Raw genomic sequence first — 25,405 nt, forward strand, 5'->3', positions numbered from 1 at the left:
GGAGTGCAGCGGAATTAAACAAAAACAATTTGAAACTAAAAAAATGAACACATTAAAATTTATAACAGCAGGAAATGTCGATGATGGTAAAAGCACTTTAATTGGGCGACTTTTATACGATTCGGATAGTATTCACACCGATCAATTAGGGGTGTTGCAAAAACAAACCAAACAAGAAGGTGTGGATATCGATTTGTCTTTAATTACAGACGGATTAAGAGCGGAACGTGAACAAGGAATTACAATCGATGTAGCATACAAATATTTTTCAACGAAGAAAAGAAAATTCATCATCGCTGATGCACCTGGTCACGAACAATATACTAGAAATATGATTACAGGCGCATCCAATTCCGATGTCATTATCATTCTAGTCGATGCACGAAAAGGTATTACAGAACAAACGAAACGTCATGCAAGTATTGGATCGTTAATGGGAATAAAAAAAGCAATTATCGCGATTAATAAAATCGATTTGCTCAATTATTCTGAAACGGTTTTCAATCAAATTAAAACGGATTTCGAAGCCATCAAATCAGAATTATTGTTTAATGAAATTCATTATGTTCCTGTTAGTGCTTTAATCGGAGATAATATTGTGTCAAAATCTGAACGTACTAGTTGGTACGAAGGGAAAGCGTTATTAGAAACCTTGGAAGCCATTGAAATTGAAACTACTGAAGATTTAGACTCAAGATTTCAAGTACAATGGGTAATTCGTCCGAAAGATGATGCGCATCATGATTATCGCGGTTATGCAGGCTTGGTGTTAAGTGGAACGTATAAAGTTGGAGATACCGTAATTGTTTTGCCAGCAAATATGGCTACTAAAATTGTAAAAATTGAGAAGAATTTAGAAAGCGTTCAAGTAGCGAAAGCTGGTGATAATATTGTGTTGCATTTTGAAAACAATATTGATATCAGTCGGGGTGATGCTATCGTTTTATACCATCAATTACCAAAAGAATCTACACAAATTCATACTTGGATTTCTTGGTTAGACAATGAACCATTACAAATTGGAAAAACCTATTTGTTAAAACATCGTTTTAAAAATGTTCGTGTGAAAATTCAAGAAGTGAACCAAAAATGGAACATCAACGAATGGGAATTTACTAAAGAAACGGAAATTAAATTAAATGATATCGGACAAATTAGTTTAAAAACCAATCAGCCTTTGTTTTACGATGCTTTTGATAAAAATCCAAAATCGGGTAATGCGATTTTAATTGACGAAACTAGTAATAATACCGTAGCAGCTTTAATGTTTTTATAAAATGTCTTATTCTATTTACATCAGAAATCAGGAAAGAACCAAAAACCCAATCAACAAAAATCAGGTTGAAATTTGGGTTGATGCCTTGATAAATTGGTTGTTCGACATCAATCAAGAGCATCATAATTACAGGTTTTTTCAAAATAAAGAAAAGTTGTTGCACTTGCAGTTGCAAGATGTTTTAGCAAAAGTGACAGACGACACGCATCAGGTGATTGTAAATTCAAATTATTTTTTTGATCGCTTAGAGCAAATTCATTTTGTGCTTATTAACGACCTAGAAACGATTGTCAATTTTGATCCAGCAGCAAAGTCTAAAGAAGAAGTTTTGTTAGCGTATCCTGGTTTTTTTGCCATTACAGCTTACCGTATTGCTAATGTATTTTGGAAACTAAATATTCCAATTATTCCAAGAATTATCACAGAATATGTGCACAGCAGAACAGGAATCGATATTCATCCGGGTGCAGAAATTGGAGAAAATTTCTTTATCGATCACGGAACTGGTATCGTAATCGGTGAAACCACAAAAATTGGAAACAACGTAAAAATCTATCAAGGTGTAACTTTAGGCGCATTATCCGTTGCAAAAGACAACACTTCTGCCAAAAGGCATCCAACCATTGAAAATAATGTTACGATTTATGCCAATGCTACAATTTTAGGAGGAAAAACTACCATTGGAGTCAATTCTGTGATTGGGGGAAATGTTTGGTTAACACATTCTGTTCCCGAAAATTCATTGGTTTATCATAAAAGTGAAATCGAAATTAAAAAGAAAAGCGAGTTTCCAGAAGCCTTAAATTATGTGATTTAAGAACCTGAAACTTAAAATTTAAAACAAAATAAATGAATAGGTTAAGATAACTTGAAACCTGAAACTTGAAATTAAAATAACATGAAAGCAAATAATATATTAGAAACGATTGGAAATACACCAGTTGTAAAAATTAACAAACTATTCGGTCCGAATAAAAATGTATTTATAAAATTAGAAAGAAATAATCCTGGAAACAGTATAAAAGATAGAATTGCTCTTGCGATGATTGAAGATGCTGAGGCCAAAGGCTTATTAAAACCAAACAGTGTAATTATCGAACCAACTTCTGGAAATACAGGAATCGGATTAGCGTTAGTGGCAGCCGTAAAAGGCTATAAAGTGATTTTAGTTATGCCTGAATCTATGAGTGTAGAACGCCGAAAACTAATGGAAATTTATGGGGCAACTTTCGACTTAACTCCAAGAGAAAAAGGAATGAAAGGCACCATAGAAAGAGCTGCCGAATTGGTAGCTGAAACGCCAAATGCTTGGTCGCCTTCTCAGTTTAAAAACCCAGCCAATGTAGTGGTGCATCAAAGAACTACCGCACAAGAAATTTTAAACGATTTCCCTCAAGGTCTAGATTATATTATAACTGGAGTAGGAACGGGCGGACATATTTCTGGCGTAGCAAAAGTAGTAAAAGCGAAATTCCCAAATGTGAAAGTAATTGCAGTGGAACCAGAATTATCACCGGTTTTGAGTGGTGGAAGTCCATCGCCGCATCCACTACAAGGTATCGGAGCCGGATTTGTTCCTGAAAATTATCATGCAGAATTTATCGATGAGGTGATTCCAGTTTCTAAAGAAGAAGCTTTTGAATTTACCAGAAATATCGCTAAACAAGAAGGGATTTTAGTTGGAATTTCAACAGGTGCTTCCTTAGCGGCAGTAGCCAAAAAAATAGCAACATTACCCGATGAAGCTGTAGTATTAACGTTTAATTACGATACGGGTGAACGTTATCTTTCTATAGAAGGATTGTTCTAAAAATCAATTATTTATTGTAGAATTTGTCTTCCGATATTGGTCGGAACAGCCCTTTCTATGCCAAATTTTAAGAGAAATATGATACAAATACATAAAAAAGGAAAGGTGATTTTAGCAGGAGCAGGTCCTGGTGATCCCGATCTAATTAGTTTAAAAGCATTAAAATACCTGCAAATTGCAGATGTAATTTTAACCGACCGATTGGTTTCTCCCATACTTATTGAGGATCATGCGCGAAAAGAGGCTGAAGTTATTTATGTGGGTAAACAATGTTCTAAAGGCATCTGGACACCGCAAAAAGACATTAACGATTTACTCGTAGCCTACGCTTTGCAAGGTAAATTGGTGCTTCGCCTAAAAGGTGGTGATGCCTCATTGTTTTCCAACGTGTTAGATGAGTTACAAGCCGTTAAAAAGAACGCGATTACTTATGAAATCATTCCAGGAATTTCTGCTGCTTTTGGTGCCGCAGCTTATACCGGTATTCCATTAACAGCCAGAACGTATTCTCGTGGTGTCCGATTTTTAACCTTATATGATTTGAATACTGTGGATTCCAAACAATGGAAAGACTGGGCAACTACAGAAGATACTTTGGTGTTTTACATGAGCGGACAACGCTTAGACGTATTAACAAAGCAATTACTAAATAACGGAATTGAAACAAGTAAAGGAATGGCAGTTGTTCAACAAGCTACAACTCCAAATCAGAAAACTTCTGTGTATTCTTTTGAAAGCTTACAAACACAATCTTTACCCAATTTTGAATTTGTTCCTACTTTATTAATCATTGGGAAAGTGGTGAATTTACACCATCAGTTTTCATGGTTCACAGAAAATTATACCACCGAATCTTATTTCGATAATCACAAAAATATGTATCAAAATGCTATCTGAAACTAAATTAACTTTATTACAACAATTTACCAAAAATGCTTCAAAAGAAGAAGTGATATGGGCTAATGGCTATTTTTCAGGTTTTTTAGATGCAAAAGAATGGTTGGGAGGCACTTCGGAAATTGTAGAAAAAAACAGTACGGCTCAAGTAGCAGTAAAACCATTAATTGTATACGGAACAGAAACTGGAAATTCTAAAAAAGTAGCTTCTGGTTTATTAGCTTCTTTTAAAAAGAATAAAATTCAAGCCAAAGCCATCGAAGTTTCGCAATACGATGCGGATAAACTACAAAAAGAAAATGTAGTTCTTTTTATAATGAGTACACAAGGCGAAGGCGAATTCCCACAAAATGCCGTGTCGTTTTACGAAAAACTTAAAAGTTCAACGGTTCATTTAAATCAATTGTCTTATGCCGTTTTAGGTTTAGGTGATTCATCTTATCCGTTGTTTTGTAATGCTGGAATTTTATTAGATGAAGTGTTAGCAGAAAAAGGGGCGAAACGTTTATTGCCTTTAGTGAAAGCAGATGTAGATTTTACGGAAACAGTTTCAATCTGGGAATCGGATTTGCAAAAAGCCTTTCAGAATTTAGGTTCGAATGTAACGAATGAAGTAAAACCAACACCTGCAACAGCTTCTTCTCAAAAGAAAAATTATATCGGAAAAATTAGTCATAAAGTAGTTTTAAATGACATAGGTTCTAATAAAGAAACTTATCACATCGAAATTGAATCGGATGAAGCAATTAGTTACGAACCTGGCGATGCTTTAGGGATTATTCCGAAAAATAAAATAGAAGAAATTCAAGCTATCGCTGCGTATTTTAATGAAAATAACTATTCAGATTTAGAAGACAAAAATATCCGTGGTTTATCAAAAAAATCACTAGAAGCTTTTTCAAAGTTGTTCAAAATTGAAATTACCGAAGAGAAAGCGAATCTGTTAGATGTCATCCAAAAATACCAACCAAAAAAGGTAAAATTAGAAGAACTAATTGCATTGCTTTTGCCAATTTCTCCACGATTGTATTCGATTTCGTCTTCTTCAGAAGCACACGATGGTCAGGTGCATTTAACAGTAAATTTAAATACGTTTTCAGTAAATGGTGAAATAAAAAAAGGTTTGGCTTCAGAATTTTTAGCTGAATTGTCACAGCATTCAGATGTGGAATTTTACATTCATAAAAATCAAAATTTCAGACTACCATCAGAAGATACAGATATCATTATGATTGGCCCAGGAACAGGAATCGCTCCTTTTAGAAGTTTTTTAGCAGAAAGAGACGTTAGAGGTGCCGAAGGGAAAAATTGGCTGTTTTTCGGAGAACAACATTTCGTGCACGATTTTTATTATCAAACAGAAATTCAAGAATGGCTTACTACAGGTGTGTTAACGAAATTGGATACAGCTTTTTCAAGAGATCAAGAACAAAAAATTTATGTGCAAGATAGAATCAGAGAAAAAGGAAAAGAGTTTAATAATTGGTTAGAAAACGGAGCCAGCATTTACATCTGCGGACAAAAGAATCCAATGAGTCAAGATGTAGAAAATGCGATTGTTGCTGTTATTGCAAAAGAACGAAATGTCTCAGAAGCTGAAGCCAAACAAATTTTAGAAGCATTAGAAAACCAAGGAAAATATCAAAAAGACGTGTATTAACGGAGCGTAGCGATTTATCGCATTTAAAATAAAAACAAAATGAGCGAAAAATTATCAGCAGTAGAATATATAAAGACCAAAAGCGATGGTCTTAGAGGTACTTTAAAGGAAAGTATCGATTTAGATAATCACACCGGAAGTGTGCGTCCAGACGATGAAACCCTAGTAAAGTTTCATGGCATGTATGTGCAAGACGATAGAGATAGAAGGGCAGAAAGAGCCGCAAAAAAATTAGACAAATTGTATTCTTTTATGATACGTTTGCGAATTCCAGGTGGCGTAATCTCAGCAGAACAATGGTTAGCAACTCATGAAATTTCAGAGCAATACGGAACTGGAACGTTAAAAATTACAACCCGACAAACGGTGCAATTACATGGTTTGTTAAAACATCAATTGCGACCAACTATTCAAGCTTTTAACACGGCAAAATTAGATTCTATTGCTGCTTGTGGCGATGTAAATAGAAATGTTATTGTGAGTTCGCATCCGCAAATTTCACCAATTCATCAAGAAATTTATGAGTATGCGGATAAAATTTCAACCTTGCTTTTGCCTAAAACGCAATCGTATTATGAGGTTTTTATCGATGGTGAAAAAATTTATGAACGTTCTTCTGAAGCCGATCCGTTATATGAAGATCGTTATTTGCCAAGAAAATTTAAAATTGCCATCGCTATTCCACCAAGTAATGATGTGGATGTGTTTACGAACGATATCGGTTTGATCGCCATTATCGAAAATAATGTACTGAAAGGTTTTAACATCGCTGTTGGTGGCGGTTTGGCTACCACTCATGGAAATCCGAATACGTATTCTCGCTTAGGAACTATCATTGGTTTTACAGATACAGAAGAGAGAACGTTAAAAGCGGTGTACGAAATTTTAACGGTACAACGTGATTTTGGAAATCGTGTCGACAGAAAATTATCTCGATTGAAATATACAGTAGATAAATTAACTGTGGAAGGTTTTAAAAAAGAATTGGAAAGCCGTATCGGATTTCAATTAGAACCTGCAAGAGCGTATGTTTTTACTGAAAGAAGTGATCGTTTTGGGTGGGAACAAAATCACCAAGGAAAGTGGTTTTATACGTTGTTTGTAGAGCACGGAGTTGTTAAACCGGAACTGAAGCAATTCTTGTACGAATTGGCGCAATTAGGCATCAATAATTTTATTTTTTCAGGAAATCAAAATCTAATTTTAGGCGAGATTGATGCTGCTAAAAAAGCTCGTGTGGAAGCCTTATTGCAACAACATAACATAGAAAAACAAGTAAGTGCTTTACGAAAAAATTCAATGGCTTGTGTGGCTTTACCAACTTGTCCGTTAGCGTTAGCAGAAGCACAAAGATATTTGCCGGTTTTAGTTACAAAAATCGAACCCATTTTAGCCAAATACCAACTATCAAATGATGAAATTACCATACGAATGACAGGTTGCCCGAACGGTTGTGGTCGCCCTTATGTGGCCGAACTTGGTTTTGTAGGAACAGGTCCGGAACAATATAATTTTATGTTGGGTGGCGACAGATTCGGACAAAGGTTAAATACTATTTACAAAGAAAAACAAACCGAATCGCAAATTCTAGATGAAGTAGATGTGCTATTGGGAAAATATGTAAATGAGAAATTAGAACAGGAAACCTTTGGAGATTTTGCCTACAGAACCATTTTGAACAAATGAGAAAATTAGTCTTACTTCTATTTATGTTGCTTTTAGAAGTTGTTGCTGCTCAAAAAAAAATAGAAAAACAACAACTTATGTGGTATGGGTATTACAATCAATTTAAGTGGAATGAAAATTGGAGTGTAAATAGTGAAATTCAACAGCGTCAGTTTTACAATCCTACAAGTCAACATCAATTGGTTTTTAGGTCGAATTTAGAGAGAAAATTAGCTGGAGATTGGAATACTTCAGCAGGTTTGACGTTTTTTTTGCAGAATCCGAATGATCCAAATTCTGAAAGCAATTTAACTGTTCCAGAATTACGACCGGACATCGGATTTAATCACAAACAAAAATTGGGTTTCATCACCATTAACCACAGATATAAAGCAGAAGCAAGATTTTTTCATGATGTGGAAAACAACAAATTAGTTGGAGGATATCGTTTTTCTAATTTTCGATTTCGTTATCAAATAGGTCTCGATTATTCTTTTTGGAAGAATAATAAAGATCAAGAGTTAGTAGTAAAAGTTAAAGATGAATTGATGCTAAACATGGGAAATAAAATCGTTAATAATACCTTCGATCAAAACAGAATTTATGCGGCTTTATATTACAAAATAAATAATTCATATGGTGTAGAATTAGGATATATGAATTGGTTTCAGCAACAAAAAACAGGAACCGATTTTTATGATAGAGATATTTTAAGATTGTCTATTTTCCATAACATCTATTTTAAAAATAAAAAAAATGACTAATACATTATTTCCAGTTTTTCTAAAAACAGAAACCGCACAATTTTTAATTGTTGGTGGCGGAAATGTCGGTTTAGAAAAAACAGAAACCTTATTAAAGCAAAATCCGCACATTCATATCGTAATTGTTGCGCCGCTTTTGCATCCTAAGTTGAGAGAAATAATTAAGATACATTCAACTATTACTTGTTTTGAACGCCCTTTTGAAGTGGCAGACCTAGAACATAAAGATTTTGTAATTATTACAACTGATCAACCTAAGGTAAACAAAGAAGTACGTGAGTTAGCCAAAGCAAGAGGAATTAAAGTGAATGCCGCCGATCAACCCGATTTATGTGATTTTTATTTGGGTTCGATTGTAAATAAAGGGAATCTAAAAATTGCCATTTCTACCAATGGGAAATCGCCTGTTTTAGCCAAAAGAATGCGAGAATATTTCACAGAAGTTATTCCCGATGAAATTGATGAAACTATTCTGCAGTTGAATACATTTAGAAACCAACAAAAAGGAGATTTTAAAGAAAAATTAGCCGTTTTAAATGAAGTTACTGCCGTATTTGAAAAGAAAAATTCAGAAAAAAAGAAATATAAAAATTTAACGTTTCAATTAACGCTTTTATTTTTTGCTATTTTCTTTGGATACGGACTTTCAGGTGTAATTTCAATCGATCAAGTTAAAGAATATTCAAGCCAAGTTCCAAATGTTTTTTTCGGAATGTTATTAGTTGGTTTTTTTGCACAATTGGTAGATGGTGCGGTGGGTTTAGGTTATGGAATTACATGTTCTACAAGTATGATGTTGTTAGGGATAAAATTGCCAGCTATAAGCGGAAGTATCCATACAGCAGAAATGTTTTCAAGCGGAATCAGTGGTTTTTCGCATTACAGATTTGGGAATGTAAACAAAAAACTACTTTGTTGGTTGGTTATTCCTGGTGTTATTGGCGCGGTATCTGGTGCTTTATTATTAGTGTATTTAGGCAATAAATATGAAAAAATTACATATGGCGTTTTAGCAACTTATACCATGATTATGGGGTTTAGTTTGTTGAGAATCGCCATCAGAAAACAAATTCCAAATAGAAAAAGTAAAAATACTGGATGGTTAGGTTTTGCTGGCGGCTTTTTAGATGCTTTTGGTGGTGGTGGTTGGGGACCAATTGTAACATCAACACTTTTGTCAAGAGGTAAAAAATCTAAATATGTTATTGGAACAGTAAGTTTAGCTGAATTTTTTGTCACAATGGCCGCATCCATTACCTTTTTTGCATCAATCGGAGTAAGTCACTGGTATATTATTGCTGGTTTGATTATTGGTGGTGCTGTCGCAGCGCCAATTGCAGCTAAACTAACTGGGAAATTACCTCAAAAAACGGCCATGTTATTAGTGGCGTTTTTGGTAATTGTTTTTAGTTTGAGAATGTTATTGAAAATTGTATAAACTAAATTTTTCTGTTTCATAGAATTATTTTTGCTTCAGAGATATAATTTACGAAATAAAATCTATTTTTAAACATCAAAATAATAAAATTTAGATAAATTATCTACTAATTTTTATTTTACAGAAAATTATTCTAAATTTGCCATATCAAAATCAATATAAATGAATTTAATAATTGACAATATGCGCTTTATGATGTGGAACCTTTCGCAGCGGGCTAGTATTGTATGATTTTAAATATTTTAAAAGTTATAAGATTTAACCTCTGCAATTTGTAGAGGTTTTTTTTTACCAGATTTTATAAATAACACATTTTAAAGATGAAACAAACAATCCAAACCATAAACTACACAACAATGAAAATGCGTACAATGTTTAGTATGCGTGAAAACTATTGCCAAAAACGGAAGATGTAATCTTAGTATTAGTTCAACTAAAAACCCTTTTGGCAAACGTTCAAAAGGGTTTTTTTATTCTGAACTTGTTTCAGAATATTAAGGAAAAGCGCAATGTTTTAAAAAAACAACAATAGTTTAAAATAAATGAAAACAGTACAAAATATAACAATATCAAATTTTTTACTTCAATCTGGTGAGGTTTGTAGAATCAATTTATCCTTTCAAACTTTTGGTTTGCCAATTGGAATGGCGCCAATAGTAATTGTCAATCACGCATTAACAGGAAATTCAAATGTAGCTGGTGAAAACGGTTGGTGGAAAGAAGTTGTGGGGGAAAATAAAGTAATAGATCCCCAAAAATTTACCATAATCGCCTTCAATATTCCAGGAAATGGGTACGATGAAATTCCTGAGAATTTAATTGAAAACTATAAAAGTTTTACGACTAAAGACATCGCGTCTCTCTTTTGGAAAGGGTTAGAATATTTAAAAATAGAACAACTTTTTGCAGTCATTGGTGGTAGTTTAGGCGGTGCTATCGCTTGGGAAATGGCTTTTATAAAACCAAAATCTATTCAAAATCTTATTCCCATTGCCACAAATTGGAAAGCTAATGATTGGCTAATTGGAAATGTTTTAGTACAAGATGCGATTCTGAATCATTCAATCAATCCAATTCATGATGCCAGATTGCATGCGATGCTTTTATATCGAACACCAGAATCGTTAACCGCGAAATTTAACTCAGAAAAGAATGGCAATCAGGATAGTTATAAGGTTGAATCCTGGTTGCTGCATCATGGCGAAAAATTAGCAGGTCGATTTCAATTAAGTGCCTACAAATTAATGAATCATCTTTTAAAGACTATTGGTGAAAGTTATTCGGAAAAAGATTTGCAAAATTTCATACTAAGCAGCAATACAAAAATTCACCAAATAGCGATTAATAGCGATTATTTTTTCGCTCCAAATGAAAATATCAAAACACATAATTTGTTAAGCAATCTCACAAAGAACATTACGTATCATGAAATAAATTCTATTCATGGTCATGATGCATTCTTGATAGAATATGAACGATTAAACTATATTTTAAAAACAATTATTAACGCAAAACACACAACTTAATTATGTCAATTTTAAAATCAGAACAAAAAGCAATCAAGTACAAAGAATTAAAAGAATTAACGGTCTTAGATACTGTTTCTTTGCTAAATTTAGAAGGAAAAGGCTTGCTTGGAAAAGCAGGAATCGATGCGCGAATTTTCAGTGTTATGGCGCTCCATAATATTAGTGTAAGTATCATTTCACAAGGTTCTTCGGAAAGAGGAATCGGAATCGTTGTTAACTCGGACAGGGCTACAGAAGCTTTGCAGGGATTGGAAAAAGAATTTTCAAAAGAACTACTTTTTGGCGATGTAAGTAAGGTTTCAGTTGATACAAATATCGCTGCTATTTCTATTACGGGTCAGGATTTGAGTACTTTTCATAAGTTGTATTCTGCTTTAATAAAGAATAAAATTACACCAATTTTATTCAATACTATCATCACAGGAAATAGTGTAAGCTTAGTGGTGAAGAAAACCGATTTAAATCGCGCTTTGAATGTGATTAATGTTGAGATTTTCGGACAAACTAAAAAAATCAATATTGCTGTTTTTGGTCATGGTTTAGTAGGTGGAACGCTTATCAATCAAGTGTTATCATCTGCAAAAAATATTGAAGGTAGAAAAGGAATTCAGCTGCATATATTTGCGATTGCGAATTCTACCAAATTAGTACTTCAAAAAGCGGGAGTAAACGAAAACTGGAAGGAGGAAATTATTAAAAATGGAGCAGCTTATACCATTCAAGATGTAATTCAATTTGCTAAAGAAAATCATTTAGAAAATTTAATCGCTGTGGATAATACCGCAAGTAGTGTTTTTGTTGAAAATTATGTAACACTTATTGAAAATGGTTTCGATGTAGTATCTTCTAACAAAATTGCCAATACTTTAAGTTATGATTTTTATAAAGATGTTAGAAAGGCTTTACAAATTAACCAGAAAAATTATTTGTACGAAACTAATGTAGGTGCAGGTTTGCCGTTAATTGATACGATACAATTATTGCATCTTTCAGGAGAAAATATTACAAAGATTAAAGGTGTTTTTTCAGGAACTTTGAGTTATATTTTTAATCATTTTTCTGTACAAGACAAACCCTTTAGTGAAGTGTTGAAAGAAGCCATAGCACAAGGTTTTACCGAACCCGATCCTCGTGAAGATTTATGTGGAAATGATGTGGCCAGAAAATTATTGATTTTAGCACGCGAATTAGATTTACAAAATGAATTGAGTGAAATTGAGATTCAAAATTTAATTCCAGTCGAATTAAGAACTTTAACGACTTCCAATTTTTTAGAAAATTTAAAGTTGTTGGATTTTCATTATAAAACAATAAAAGACAACCAAGAAAAAGGAAATGTGTTACGTTATATCGGAGAATTATCTGGCGATTTGCAACAAGACAAAGGAGTGTTACAGGTGAAATTAGTTTCAGTTCCAGAAAGCTCAGCATTAGGTCAATTAAAAGGCTCCGATTCCATTTTCGAAATTTATACCGAATCGTATGGAGAACGACCAATCGTAATTCAAGGTGCAGGTGCGGGTGCGTCAGTTACTGCTCGCGGAGTTTTTGGAGATATTCTAAGAATTATTGATAAAAAATAACTTAAAATTCGTTTTTTTAGTTTTTTGTTCTTTTTTTATGTGCTAATTGTGATTAAAAAACTATTTTTTGTGATTATTTAATTAATAAATAGAAAATATTTCTATTTCACATTTTTTTATTACATTTGCATCGTTCATAAGCATAATGATTGTTATCACGAAAGGTGGAGGGATTAGACCCTGCGAAACCTTAGCAACCCTACGCTTGTAGAAGGTGCTACATTCTATTTCGATTTTAATCGGAAACAGATAACCAGAAAATTTTCACCACTTTTCGCTGATACCAATATAAAGTTTACACTCGCTACAATTTAGCCCGTGTACACTTGCTATAATTTATACTTTAAAAAAAACAAAATGTCAGATACGAGCACAGCAGCTTTAACCAAAAAAAGTACTATTTACCAAGCCATTAAGGAAAGGATTCTTGTGTTAGATGGCGCTATGGGAACCATGTTGCAACGCAATAAATTTGAAGAAGAAGATTTTCGTGGCGAACGTTTCAAAGATTTTCCGCATCCTTTAAAAGGAAATAACGATTTGTTGTCGTTAACCCAACCCGAAGCCGTTAAAGAAGTACACCGTTTGTATTTTCAAGCTGGTGCTGATATTGTAGAAACGAATACATTTTCTGGAACTACTATTGGTATGGCCGATTATCATATGGAAGATTTGGTTTACGAATTAAATTATCAATCGGCTAAAATTGCTAGAGAAGTAGCGGATGAATTTACAGCCAAAAATCCAGAGCGACCAAGATTTGTAGCAGGTTCTATCGGACCAACCAACAGAACCGCTTCTATGTCGCCAGATGTAAATGATCCAGGATATCGTGCGGTAACATTTGACGATTTAAGAATTGCGTATAAACAGCAAGTCAATGCCCTAATTGATGGTGGTTCAGATGTACTTTTAGTAGAAACGATTTTCGATACTCTCAATGCAAAAGCTGCATTATTTGCCATTGAAGAAGTCAAAGAAGAACGGAATTTAGATATTCCCATCATGGTTTCAGGAACGATTACAGATGCTTCTGGTAGAACGTTATCTGGTCAAACCGTAGAAGCCTTTCTGATTTCCATTCAACATATTCCATTATTAAGTGTGGGATTCAATTGTGCGTTAGGAGCCGATCAACTAAAACCTTATTTGAAAAGATTAGCACATCATACGCAGTTAAATATTTCTGCACATCCTAATGCAGGTTTGCCAAATGCTTTTGGAGAATATGACCAAACACCAAAAGAAATGCAAGTACTTATTCGGGAATATTTGCAAGATAATTTAGTTAATATTATTGGTGGTTGTTGTGGTACGACTCCAGAGCATATCCAATTAATTGCTGAGGTTGCAGCCGAATTTCAACCTAGAAAATCTGTTTAAAAAATTCATTTAGCTTTTTATGATTCTAAATGAATGGTAAAAAGTCTATCATGAAAAAAACGATATTAAAATTTAAAAAATATTATAAGCAAAGCAAAATCTTCTGGAAGGAAGTTGCTGAAAATTATAGGAAAATAAATAATGTACTTTAATTAAAAAGTACAAGCGTAGAAAAAGATGTCAAGAAATAATAAAATAAATTTACAACTTTCAGGTTTAGAACCACTTTTCATTACCGAAGAGTCGATTTTCGTAAATGTGGGTGAAAGAACAAACGTAACGGGTTCTCGTAAATTTCTTCGATTAATTAAAGAAGAAAACTATGAAGAGGCATTGGATATTGCTAGAAATCAGGTTGAAGGTGGCGCGCAAATCATCGATATCAATATGGATGAAGGCATGTTAGATGGCGTCTATGCGATGACAAAATTCTTAAATTTAATTGCTGCCGAACCAGATATTGCTCGTGTTCCTGTTATGATAGATAGCTCGAAATGGGAGATCATCGAAGCAGGTTTAAAAGTTGTGCAAGGAAAAGCTGTTGTAAATTCTATTTCATTAAAAGAAGGAAAAGAAACATTTATTCATCATGCTAAATTAATCAAACGCTATGGTGCAGCTGTAATTGTTATGGCTTTTGATGAAGTCGGACAAGCTGATACCTATCAACGAAGAATTGAGATTTGTAAAAGAAGTTATGATATTTTAGTCAACGAAGTCGGTTTTCCAGCCGAAGACATCATTTTCGATCCAAATATTTTCCCTGTTGCTACGGGAATGGACGAACATAAATTAAATGCTCTAGATTTTTTCCAAGCCACAAAATGGATACGAGAAAACTTGCCGTATGCTAACATTTCGGGCGGAGTAAGTAATGTTTCGTTTTCTTTTCGCGGAAACGATAAAGTGCGTGAAGCGATGCATTCAGCTTTTTTATATCATGCCATTCAAAATGGAATGACAATGGGAATCGTAAATCCAGAAATGTTAGAAATTTACGATGAAATTGATAAGGTTTTACTAGAGCATGTAGAAGATGTGCTCTTAAATAGAAGAGAAGACGCTACTGAAAGATTATTAGACTTAGCCGAAAGTTTCAAAGGCGATATCAAGTCGAACGAAAAAGCGGTTGCCGAATGGCGAAATGAATCAGTTCAAGAACGATTAACACATTCTTTAGTAAAAGGGATTGATGAATTTATTGAAATTGATGTAGAAGAAGCCCGATTACATGCTAAGAAAGCTATCGAAGTCATCGAAATCAGTTTAATGAACGGAATGAATGTAGTGGGCGATTTATTCGGAAGTGGAAAAATGTTCTTGCCACAAGTAGTTAAATCTGCTCGTGTGATGAAAAAAGCCGTGGCGTATTTATTACCTTTTATTGAAGCAGAAAAAGACGACACCGCTTCTTCGTCAGCCGGAAAAGTATTAATGGCTACCGTAAAAGGAGACGTGCACGATATCGGTAAAAATATTGTTTCGGTAGTGTTGGCGTGTAATAATTTCGAAATCATCGATTTAGGTGTGATGGTTCCGCCAGAAAAAATTATTGAAGCCGCTGTTAAGGAAAATGTTGATATTATTGGTTTAAGTGGATTAATTACGCCATCGTTAGATGAAATGGTGTATTTGGCTAAAGAAATGGATAAGTTAAATATCAAAATTCCAGTGATGATTGGTGGTGCGACTACTTCACGTGCGCATACGGCTGTGAAAATTGCTCCAGAATATCAAGCGACAGTAGTTCATGTAAATGATGCTTCTCGAGCTGTAACTGTCGCTTCTAATTTATTGAATTCAGAAACTAAAGCTGATTTTTCATCAGCATTAAAAGAGGAATACGATTCGTTACGTGAAGGCTATTTGAACAGAGCCAGAGAGAAAAATTTTCTGACCATTGAAGAAGCTCGAAAAAATAAATTCAAAATCGATTGGGACGCTTTCGAACCGATACAACCTAATTTTATAGGAACAAAAATTGTTGAGGTGGAACTTTCTGCACTAGTTGATTTTATCGATTGGACGCCGTTTTTTCAATCGTGGGAATTATTTGGGAAATTTCCTGCTATTTTAACTGATGAAGTTGTTGGGGAACAAGCATCAGACTTATACAAAGATGCTCAAAAAATGCTTGCTCAAATCGTTTCAGAAAAATGGTTTGAAGCGAAAGGTATTTTAGGAATATTTCCAGCAAATACAGTAAATGATGATGATATCGAAGTCCAACTTCCAACTTCTAATTTTCAATTTCTAACGTTACGTCAACAATCACAAAAAACAGCAGGCGCTCCTAATTTGGCTTTAGCTGATTTTATTGCGCCAAAAGATAGCAACAAACAAGATTATATTGGCTGTTTTTGTGTTACAACTGGTTTTGGTGTAGATGAAAAAGCAGCAGAATTTGAAAGTCAATTAGACGATTATAATTCGATTTTAACCAAAGCCTTAGGCGACAGATTAGCAGAAGCTTTCGCAGAATATTTACACTTACAAGTTCGTAAAGAAATTTGGGGTTATGCCTCAGATGAAAATTTATCCAATAACGAATTAATTAAAGAAAATTATAAAGGAATCCGACCTGCGCCAGGTTATCCAGCTTGTCCAGACCATTTAGAAAAACCAACCATTTGGGAAATTCTGAAAGTGGAAGAAAATATTGGAGTTAAATTAACCGAAAGTATGGCGATGTGGCCAGCAGCTTCGGTTTCTGGTTATTATTTTGCCAATTCTGAAAGTAAATATTTCGGATTAGGGAAAATTAAAAAAGATCAAGTGGATGATTATGCTAAAAGAAGAGGCGTTTCAAATGAAGTAGCCGAAAAATGGTTAGCCCCAAACATAACAGATTAAAAATAGTTGTTTCAGAATTAAAGTTTAAAAACCTGAAACTTAAACCTGAAACTTGAAACAAAATAAAACGATGAAAGTAACCGAACATATAGAAAACGCCAACGGAAAACCTTTGTTTTCTTTTGAAATATTACCGCCTTTAAAAGGGCAAAATATTCAATCAATTTTTGATAGTATCGATCCGTTAATGGAATTCAATCCACCATTTATTGATGTTACTTATCATCGTGAAGAATACGAATTTAAAGAATTAGAAAACGGACTTCTTCAAAAGAAAATTGTAAAAAAACGTCCCGGAACAGTTGGTATTTGTGCCGGAATTCAAAACAAATATAATGTAGATGCCATTCCGCATATTTTATGTGGTGGTTTTACCAAAGAAGATACTGAAAATTTATTAATAGATTTAGATTTCTTGGGTATTGATAATGTGGTAGCGCTAAGAGGTGATGCGGTTAAAAGTGAAATTTATTTCAAACCGGAAAAAGAAGGTCATGCTTTTGCTTCAGAATTGGTTTCTCAAATTCACGATTTAAATAACGGGATTTATTTAGATGCTGATTTGCAAAATTCTTCTAAAACCGATTTTTGTATTGGAGTGGCAGGTTATCCCGAAAAACACATGGAAGCTCCAAGTTTAGATAGCGACATTCATTTCTTAAAACAGAAAATTAAAAATGGTGCCGATTACATCATTACGCAAATGTTTTTCGATAATAAAAAATTCTTCGATTTTGTAGAAAAATGCAGAGCAGCTGGAATTACTGTTCCTATCATTCCTGGTTTGAAGCCTATTGCTACAAAAAAACAATTGAATTTAATTCCACATCGTTTTAGTTTAGAATTACCAGACGATTTAATTATGGCAGTGGTAAAAGCAAAAGATAACGAAGCTGTGAAGCAAATCGGAATTGAATGGTGTATTCAACAAAGCGCCGAATTGGTTGCAGCTGGAATTCCAGTATTGCACTATTACTCAATGGGTAAAGCCGAAAATATCAAAGCTATTGCTAGTAAAATATTTTAACACCTTGTAAAGCATTGTAAATTAAGATGTTATAAGTTGTGCTTAAAAACGGTTAAATTGTATTTAATCGTTTTTTTTGTGTTTGTGTCGATTAAATTAGAGCCCAAATCAAGTTTTATATAATTTTGCTTTGTAAATAAAACCCCTAAATTCTAAACAATGAAAAAATTAGTAATCATCTTAATCTTGAGTTTATCATTTCAGTTAGGATATTCAAATGACAGAGACGTTGTCCTTAATCAAGCAAGAGAATCTAAAGAAAATAAAAATTACGACAAAGCCATAAAAGAATATGTTTCTTATATTAAGATGTTTAAAAATGAAGCAGTTAATTTAAAGGATGTATATTTCGAAGTAGCAAATTGTTATTTTTTAGATAACAACAACTATATGGCTTTCAAGGTAATAAAAGAAACGATTTCGAAATACGGAGTTACCAAAGAAGATTTAGAAACTAGTCCAGTTTTGGATAAAAAATTGTTTGAAGTTGCATGGGCTGATATTTATCCAGAATACACAGCTTTAAGAAAGCAATTTGTTAAAAGATTAAATAATGTTGATATTTATGTTGAAAATAACGTAGTGGAATTGAAAAGTAAATAATTTTTTTACATATTACTAAGAATACCTCATTAAGTTTGTAAGAATTTAATGAGGTATTTGTTTTTTTTTTATTTTTTGCATTTTTATCAGATTGTTTGTTTTTTGAATTAAATGCTGTTTTTTATTCAAAGTTTCATCTTTAGATTTACAAATATTGATGAATAGTCAAAATAATCGACGAAATGCAAACTCCTATCGTTCAAAAACACATATAATCGACAAGTGAAAATTTGGTGGGTAAAATTAATATGCCTAATTTTAGATATATAATTCAAAACCAAATGTGTTATGAGAAAAATTACCTACCTATTCGTTATGCTATTTGCTTGCCAAATAACAATTGCTAAAGATAAAGATTTGCTTTTATCAGAAGCCAGACAGTATGCATTAAATAAAGAATATTCTGAGGCCATTAAATCTTATAACGAGGTTGTAAAAACTGCTACAGATGCCGAGATGAAAGAAATTTATTTCGAAATGGCCAATTGCTATTACAAAAATAATGAGACCAAAAAAGCAGTTAAAACATTAAAAAAATCAATAAAAAAATTCGGATTAACAGAAGAAGATATTATTTATAGTAAAGTTTTAGATGCCGATTTATCTTCTATAACTATTGCAGAATTGTATAACGATTTTACACGATTAAGAAATAAATACATTACTTACCAAGAAAAAAATTAGTTTTATTTTAAAAAAAATATCTTCAGAAATGAAGATATTTTTTTTATAATGGGTTTCATTCATTCAAATAAAACTTTATACAATTAACATCTAAAGTGTTTTTGTTTTTTCTCTAAAAACTTTTTCTAAATTTTTTCCTAAATCAGCTAATTGTGCATCTTCAACAATTTGACCTTTGTGAATTATAATAATTCTATCACAAATCGCTTCCACTTCTTGCATAATATGTGTAGATAAAAATACGGTTTTGTTTTTTCCAATATTCTTAATTAGTTCTCTTATTTCAACCAACTGATTTGGGTCTAATCCTGTAGTGGGCTCATCTAAAATCAAAACATCTGGATTGTGTAATAATGCTGTTGCTAATCCAACACGTTGACGATAACCTTTAGAAAGCGCTCCTATTTTTTTATGACATTCTGGAGTTAAACCAGTTAATTCAATAACTTCTTGAATTCTAGATTTTTCTGTTTGATATACATCTGCACTAAACTCTAAATATTCTCGAACATATAAATCTAAGTATAACGGATTGTGTTCTGGTAAATATCCAACCGATTGTTGTACCTTTTTTGGTGCTGTAGTTACATCAAAACCATTAACTGTAGCTTCGCCTTCATCTGCTGTTAAATAGGTAGTCAATATTTTCATTAATGTCGATTTTCCAGCACCATTCGGACCTAAAAAACCTACAATTTCACCTTTATTTACAGAAAAACTTACGTTATCTAACGCTTTTTGAGTTCCGTAAGTTTTAGTAATTTTTTTTACTTCTATCGACATAATCTTGTTTTCAACAAAAATAATAAAATTATAGGAGTTCGATATAAATAATTTAATTTTTATTGCTTTTCGCAGATTTGCTAAAAATTCACAAATTATATTTTTTCTGAATTTGAAAATTTATGTTTCAAAGATGATAATTAGTATTAAATTAAAGTAGAACCTCTAATTTTTGACTCAACTTTTATGTGACCTTATGATTTAAATCAATTCTTTAATTAATAATTTTTAGTTAATATTGATTTTATTGTTTACTTTTTTTGTATATTTGTTAAACAAAATTAGAATGATATGGCTGCACCAAAAAAAAAGAAAACAATTTCAGAAGATTTAATTGTTTCTGCTTACACAGATTATTGTTTAACTCATGGTAAAAAACCAAATTCTGTATACGAATTCGCCAAACTAAATGGTATGGATGAAAGCGATTTTTATCAGTTTTTTGCTTCGTTTGAGTTTTTAGAAAAGCAATATTTTGTATCTATGTTTACTTATACACTTGAATTACTAGAAAAAAATGAAGCTTTTCAAACGTATGACAGTGCCAATAAATTGTCTGCTTTTTACTTTACCTTTTTCGAAATGGCAACTGCCAACAGAAGTTTTATCATGCATTTATTAAAAGAGAATAAAAATGCAATGAAAAACTTAGGGAAATTATCAAAACTTAGAGAAGTATATTTAGATTATGCATTAACCGTTTTAGACAAACCGATTAAAATTGAACAAGAAACGGTTGTGAAAATTCAGGATAAAGTTTTACAAGAAGCTTCTTGGTTGCAATTTCTTTCGATTTTCAATTTTTGGATGAAAGACGAATCGGCCAATTTTGAAAAAACAGACATCTTCATTGAAAAATCAGTAAAAGCAAGTTTCGATTTAGCCTATAATATTCCAACTCAAAGTATTGTTGATTTTGGAAAATTTTTATGGAAAGAACAAATGAATGGCATGTTTTCCAAATCATAAATTCAACAAAATATAATGAAAAAAATAGACAGTATTCCAACAGGAAAGATAGAGCGTGTAACAAAATTAGTTACAACTGGAGTGAAAGTTGGAGGAAATTACCTAAAATATTATGGCGAAAAAGTAATCAATCCGTCTTTAACTAAAGATAAATTGCACGAAAATAATGCTACTGATATTTATGATGGGTTAAAAGAACTAAAAGGAAGTGCTTTAAAAGTGGCACAAATGTTAAGCATGGAAAAAAACTTGTTGCCGCAATCTTATACAGATAAGTTTTCGTTGTCGCAATTTTCTGTTCCGCCTTTGTCAGCGCCTTTAGTTCGTAAAACTTTTAAAACGTATTTTAAAAAATATCCAGAAGAATTATTTGATACATTTTCTCCTGATTCTATAAACGCTGCAAGTATCGGTCAAGTGCATAAAGCGAAGAAAAATGGAAAAGAATTAGCAGTTAAAATTCAATATCCAGGCATTCGCGAAAGTATTGGATCTGATATTGCTTTGGTGAAACCCATTGCAATAAGAATGTTTAATTTACAAGGTACATCAGACGAGTATTTTCAAGAAGTTGAAGACAAATTAACGGAAGAAACCGATTATAAATTAGAAATTTCGCAATCGATGAAAGTGATTCAAGATTGTGAGAAAATTGAGAATTTACTTTTCCCACATTATTATCCTGAACTTTCGTCAGATAAAATTATAACCATGGATTGGATGAACGGAATCCATTTGTCTGAATTTTGTTCTAGTAATGCAAGTCAAGAACAACGCGATAAAGTGGGGCAAACCTTATGGAACTTTTACATGTACCAAATTCATCAATTGAAAAAATTTCATGCCGATCCGCATCCTGGAAATTTTTTAGTAGATAAAAACGATAATTTAATTGCGATTGATTTCGGTTGTATGAAAGAAATTCCAAATGATTTTTATGTACCTTATTTTGAAGTTTCTACACCAGAATCATTGAAAAATATGGATTATTTTACAAAAAAATTGTTCGAATTAGAAATCCTAAAATCTACTGATAAACCTAAAGAATTGGAATTTTTTACAGAAATGTTCCATGAATTGTTAAGCGTATTTACACAACCTATTCAATCCGAAATTTTCGATTTTGCACAACCTGAATTTCAAGCGCAAATTGCAGTTTTAAGTGAAAAGTTTGCAAACGATAAAACATTAAGAAAAATGAACGGAAACAGAGGTTCTAAACATTTCATATATGTGAATCGTACATTTTTTGGCTTATACAATTTAATGTTTGATATCAAAGCAAAAGTAAGGATTAACGATTTTGAAAAATATTTAAATTAGAATTACACTATTAATTGTAAAATTATAAAATTAACTTAAATGATTAGCTACGAGTTATAAAATTTTAATTTGTTAGTAATTGACGAAAATTCGAATAGAATTTAACAAATTTAAAAATTTGTGAATTTGTGGTACAAAAAATAATATCTATGAAAAACTACTTAATTATTGGCGGAAGCAAAGGTGTCGGTGAGCAAATTGTAAAAGAATTATCTGAAAAAGGAAATTTTTGTCACGTCATTTCACGTTCAGAACCTTCTTATTCTTTTAACGGAAATTGGCACCAATTAGATGCTTTAACTGGAGAATTACCCACAATTGAAACTATTGATGGTTTGGTGTATTGTTTGGGAAGCATCAATCTAAAACCTTTTAACCGTCTGAGTTTAGAAGATTTTAATGCCGATTTAAATGTGAATTTTTTCGGAGCACTAAAAGCTTTTCAGCATTATTTGCCAACTTTAAAAAAGTCGGAACAAGCTAGTGTGGTTATGTTTAGTACGGTTGCGGTACAATCTGGAATGCCATATCACGCAAGTATAGCAGCTGCAAAAGGAGCAGTAGAAGGATTGGTAAAAAGTTTAGCTGCAGAATTTGCACCAAAAATTAGAGTGAATGCCATTGCACCTTCTTTAATCGATACACCTTTAGCTGCTGGCATTTTACGTTCAGATCAGATTAGAGAAAATATGACAGCTAAACATCCTTTAAAACGAATTTTAAATCCAATTGATGTTTCAAAAACTGCTTGTTTCTTGCTTTCAGAAGATTCTAACGGAATAACTGGGCAAATAATTGTACAAGATAATGGCTTAGTCAGTTTAAGTTATTAAAAATTTTATATATTTGTATCGATGTTAAGCAACAAATTAAATATGGTAGCAACTTGGTGGAAAATATTTCGCTAGGGATTACTATATATTAGATATAAATCAGTGAATCCCGAATTTTTCGGGATTTTTTTATTTTAAAAACCATGGAAATTACAAAAGAACATAAACAATGGTTGGTAGATTTTGAATTAAATCACCCATTAGTTATTGCTGGTCCTTGCAGTGCAGAAACCGAAGAACAAGTTTTGAAAATCGCACACGAATTGAAAAATTCTGATGTGTCAATCTTTCGTGCAGGTATTTGGAAACCAAGAACTCGTCCGGGTGGATTTGAAGGTGTCGGTGAAATCGGACTCAAATGGTTACAAAAAGCAAAAGGGGAAACCGGTTTGCTAATGGCTACTGAAGTTGCCAATGCTAATCATGTAAAGTTGGCGCTAGAACATGATATTGATGTGTTGTGGATTGGTGCAAGAACAACTGTAAATCCGTTCGCAGTTCAGGAAATTGCAGACGCTTTAAAAGATACAGACAAAATTGTTTTGGTAAAAAACCCAGTAAACCCCGATTTGTCTTTATGGATTGGTGGAGTAGAACGTTTGTATAATGCTGGAATTAAAAAATTAGGCGTCATACATAGAGGATTTTCAACGTATGAAAAAACAAAATTCAGAAATAATCCCGAATGGCAAATTGCTATTGATTTGCAAAATAAATTTCCTAATTTGCCACTTATTTGCGATCCGTCACACATTACTGGAAGACGTGATATGATTCAGGAAGTTTCGCAACAAGCTTTAGATTTGAATTACGACGGTTTAATTATTGAAACGCATATTGATCCAGATAATGCATGGAGTGATGCCGCTCAGCAAGTTACACCAGCAACTTTAAAACAAATTTTTGTCGATTTAAAAATGAGAAAAGAAACCGATGAAAATGCAGAATGGAACAAAGCAATGGCTTTACAACGCGCCTATATTGATGAATTAGATACTAAACTAATTGAAATTTTAGGGAAAAGAATGAAGTTAGCTGAAAATATTGGAGCGCTAAAAAAAGAAAAAAACGTTGCTATTTTACAGAATAAACGCTGGAATGAAATTTTAGGTCGAATGATCTTAGATGGAGAAGATAAAGGTCTAAATGAAGAATTTGTGCTTAAAATTTATAAAGCAATTCACCAAGAAAGTATTGCGCATCAAGAAAAAATTATAAACAAATAAAATAATTAATAACTATATTTGTTCTATTAAATGAAGTTAGTGTTTAGAATTCCATTTCTATTTCTAACTTCTAACTTCTAACTTTTAATGATAGGAACCGTATATAAATCTACCGGAAGTTGGTATTATGTAAAATCTGAAGATCATCAATTTTATAATTGTCGAATCAAAGGTAAATTCCGTATGAAAGGAATTAAGAGTACCAACCCAATTGCAGTAGGTGATGTGGTCGATTTTGATTTAGACGAAACTGTAGATGAAGTAAACGGAATTATTACAAATATTCACGATCGTAAGAATTACATTGTTCGTAAATCGGTAAATTTATCGAAACAAACACATATTATTGCTTCTAATATTGATATAGGTTTTTTAATTGTAACGATCAATAATCCAATAACTACAACAAGTTTTATTGATAGGTTTTTAGTAACAGCTAAAGCTTACGGAATTGAAGCTATTTTAATTTTCAATAAAATTGACACTTTTGACGAGGCTACTTTAGATGAACAATTGTATTTGCAACACACTTATGAGCAAATCGGTTACAAATGTTTACGAGTTTCGGCAACGGATAATAAAGGTGTTTCGGAATTAATGGATTTAATGAAAGGTAAAGTTTCAATGTTTTCTGGCCATTCTGGTGTGGGAAAATCGACTTTAGTAAATGCAATTGAACCAACCTTAAATCTAAAAACCAAAGAAATTTCGAATACGCATTCACAAGGACAACATACTACTACTTTTGCAGAAATGTTCGATTTGTCTCACGATATTCGAATTATTGATACGCCCGGAATTAGAGGTTTTGGAATGGTAGATATGGAAAAACAAGAAGTTTCTGATTATTTTCCAGAATTTTTTGTGCTAAAAGAAGATTGTAAATTTAACAATTGTTTACATAAAGAAGAACCTCATTGTGCGGTAAAAAAAGCATTAGATGAAGATAAAATTGCTTGGAGCAGGTACCAAAGTTATTTGAAAATTTTAGAAGGCGATGAAGAAAATTATCGAAATGATATTTACGGCGAAGACCGAATTGCCAGCGATGAAACCCGAAAATCGTAGAGACGCAATTTATCACGACTAATTAATTTAA

The 25,405-nt window shown here is 32.6% G+C and carries 19 protein-coding genes, 2 pseudogenes and 1 riboswitch; of the genes and pseudogenes, 20 read left to right on the top strand and 1 reads right to left on the bottom strand.

From position 1 onward, the window contains the following. Positions 1 to 43: 43 nt before the first annotated feature. The 15 genes and pseudogenes from G4D72_RS01170 to G4D72_RS01240 all read left to right on the top strand — a co-directional run bounded on the left by G4D72_RS01170 (position 44) and on the right by G4D72_RS01240 (position 19,172). On the top strand, positions 44 to 1,276 hold the full coding sequence (locus tag G4D72_RS01170) for a sulfate adenylyltransferase subunit 1 (RefSeq protein ID WP_166075751.1): 1,233 nt from the start codon (positions 44 to 46) through the stop codon (positions 1,274 to 1,276). Between the two features lies 1 nt (position 1,277). After that, positions 1,278 to 2,093, top strand: a complete 816-nt coding sequence (epsC, locus tag G4D72_RS01175) for a serine O-acetyltransferase EpsC (protein WP_166075752.1) — start codon at positions 1,278 to 1,280, stop codon at positions 2,091 to 2,093. Positions 2,094 to 2,174: 81 nt separating this feature from the next. Then, positions 2,175 to 3,086: a cysteine synthase A gene (gene cysK / locus G4D72_RS01180; protein WP_166075753.1), complete on the top strand. Its 912-nt coding sequence runs from the start codon at positions 2,175 to 2,177 to the stop codon at positions 3,084 to 3,086. Positions 3,087 to 3,164: 78 nt separating this feature from the next. Next, positions 3,165 to 3,983 carry a uroporphyrinogen-III C-methyltransferase gene (gene cobA, locus G4D72_RS01185; protein ID WP_166075754.1) on the top strand — a complete coding sequence of 273 codons (819 nt, stop codon included), beginning with the start codon at positions 3,165 to 3,167 and terminating at the stop codon, positions 3,981 to 3,983. Then, a complete protein-coding gene (locus G4D72_RS01190) occupies positions 3,973 to 5,643 on the top strand; it encodes a diflavin oxidoreductase (RefSeq protein WP_166075755.1) in 1,671 nt (556 codons plus the stop codon). The genes cobA and G4D72_RS01190 overlap by 11 nt, the downstream gene beginning before the upstream one ends. A 39-nt stretch (positions 5,644 to 5,682) precedes the next feature. Beyond that, positions 5,683 to 7,329 carry an NADPH-dependent assimilatory sulfite reductase hemoprotein subunit gene (locus tag G4D72_RS01195; protein ID WP_166075756.1) on the top strand — a complete coding sequence of 549 codons (1,647 nt, stop codon included), beginning with the start codon at positions 5,683 to 5,685 and terminating at the stop codon, positions 7,327 to 7,329. Beyond that, positions 7,326 to 8,072, top strand: coding sequence for a DUF2490 domain-containing protein (locus tag G4D72_RS01200; RefSeq protein WP_166075757.1), 747 nt, complete (start codon positions 7,326 to 7,328; stop codon positions 8,070 to 8,072). Before G4D72_RS01195 ends, G4D72_RS01200 begins: the two co-directional genes overlap by 4 nt. After that, positions 8,065 to 9,510, top strand: a complete 1,446-nt coding sequence (locus G4D72_RS01205; protein WP_166075758.1) for a TSUP family transporter — start codon at positions 8,065 to 8,067, stop codon at positions 9,508 to 9,510. Before G4D72_RS01200 ends, G4D72_RS01205 begins: the two co-directional genes overlap by 8 nt. A 542-nt stretch (positions 9,511 to 10,052) precedes the next feature. Next, entirely contained in the window at positions 10,053 to 11,036 is a 984-nt protein-coding gene (locus tag G4D72_RS13615; RefSeq protein ID WP_166075759.1) for an alpha/beta fold hydrolase, read from the top strand. Positions 11,037 to 11,083: 47 nt separating this feature from the next. Next, positions 11,084 to 12,622, top strand: a pseudogene (locus tag G4D72_RS13620) (ACT domain-containing protein); the annotation flags it as partial. A gap of 149 nt (positions 12,623 to 12,771) precedes the next feature. Next, positions 12,772 to 12,878: riboswitch (SAM riboswitch) on the top strand. 101 nt (positions 12,879 to 12,979) lie between these two features. After that, on the top strand, positions 12,980 to 14,005 hold the full coding sequence (locus G4D72_RS01220) for a homocysteine S-methyltransferase family protein (protein ID WP_166075761.1): 1,026 nt from the start codon (positions 12,980 to 12,982) through the stop codon (positions 14,003 to 14,005). A 177-nt stretch (positions 14,006 to 14,182) separates the two neighbouring features. Continuing rightward, complete coding sequence (gene metH, locus G4D72_RS01225; protein WP_166075762.1) at positions 14,183 to 16,858, top strand: methionine synthase; 2,676 nt, start codon at positions 14,183 to 14,185, stop codon at positions 16,856 to 16,858. 70 nt (positions 16,859 to 16,928) lie between these two features. Further along, the gene (metF, locus tag G4D72_RS01230; RefSeq protein WP_166075763.1) at positions 16,929 to 17,885 is read left to right on the top strand and encodes a methylenetetrahydrofolate reductase [NAD(P)H]; all 957 of its coding nucleotides are present in this window, start codon (positions 16,929 to 16,931) and stop codon (positions 17,883 to 17,885) included. A gap of 159 nt (positions 17,886 to 18,044) precedes the next feature. Beyond that, positions 18,045 to 18,488, top strand: a complete 444-nt coding sequence (locus tag G4D72_RS01235) for a hypothetical protein (RefSeq protein WP_166075764.1) — start codon at positions 18,045 to 18,047, stop codon at positions 18,486 to 18,488. Positions 18,489 to 18,776: 288 nt separating this feature from the next. Then, positions 18,777 to 19,172, top strand: a complete 396-nt coding sequence (locus G4D72_RS01240; RefSeq protein ID WP_166075765.1) for a tetratricopeptide repeat protein — start codon at positions 18,777 to 18,779, stop codon at positions 19,170 to 19,172. A gap of 129 nt (positions 19,173 to 19,301) precedes the next feature. Here G4D72_RS01240 and G4D72_RS01245 read toward each other — a convergent pair. Continuing rightward, positions 19,302 to 19,955 (bottom strand): annotated as a pseudogene (locus G4D72_RS01245) (ATP-binding cassette domain-containing protein); the annotation flags it as partial. Positions 19,956 to 20,246: 291 nt separating this feature from the next. Here G4D72_RS01245 and G4D72_RS01250 point away from each other — a divergent pair. The 5 genes from G4D72_RS01250 (at position 20,247) to rsgA (ending at position 25,374) form a co-directional block, all read left to right on the top strand. Then, positions 20,247 to 20,924 (top strand): TetR family transcriptional regulator C-terminal domain-containing protein, encoded by a 678-nt coding sequence (locus G4D72_RS01250; protein WP_166075766.1) that lies wholly within the window; start codon positions 20,247 to 20,249, stop codon positions 20,922 to 20,924. Between the two features lie 15 nt (positions 20,925 to 20,939). Then, a complete protein-coding gene (locus G4D72_RS01255; protein WP_166075767.1) occupies positions 20,940 to 22,247 on the top strand; it encodes an ABC1 kinase family protein in 1,308 nt (435 codons plus the stop codon). 149 nt (positions 22,248 to 22,396) lie between these two features. Continuing rightward, the gene (locus G4D72_RS01260) at positions 22,397 to 23,080 is read left to right on the top strand and encodes an SDR family NAD(P)-dependent oxidoreductase (RefSeq protein WP_166075768.1); all 684 of its coding nucleotides are present in this window, start codon (positions 22,397 to 22,399) and stop codon (positions 23,078 to 23,080) included. Positions 23,081 to 23,223: 143 nt separating this feature from the next. After that, a complete protein-coding gene (locus tag G4D72_RS01265) occupies positions 23,224 to 24,306 on the top strand; it encodes a bifunctional 3-deoxy-7-phosphoheptulonate synthase/chorismate mutase type II (protein ID WP_166075769.1) in 1,083 nt (360 codons plus the stop codon). 87 nt (positions 24,307 to 24,393) lie between these two features. Beyond that, on the top strand, positions 24,394 to 25,374 hold the full coding sequence (rsgA, locus tag G4D72_RS01270; protein WP_166075770.1) for a ribosome small subunit-dependent GTPase A: 981 nt from the start codon (positions 24,394 to 24,396) through the stop codon (positions 25,372 to 25,374). Positions 25,375 to 25,405: the final 31 nt, after the last annotated feature.

Source organism: Flavobacterium difficile, assembly GCF_011392115.1.
Taxonomy (GTDB): domain Bacteria; phylum Bacteroidota; class Bacteroidia; order Flavobacteriales; family Flavobacteriaceae; genus Flavobacterium; species Flavobacterium difficile.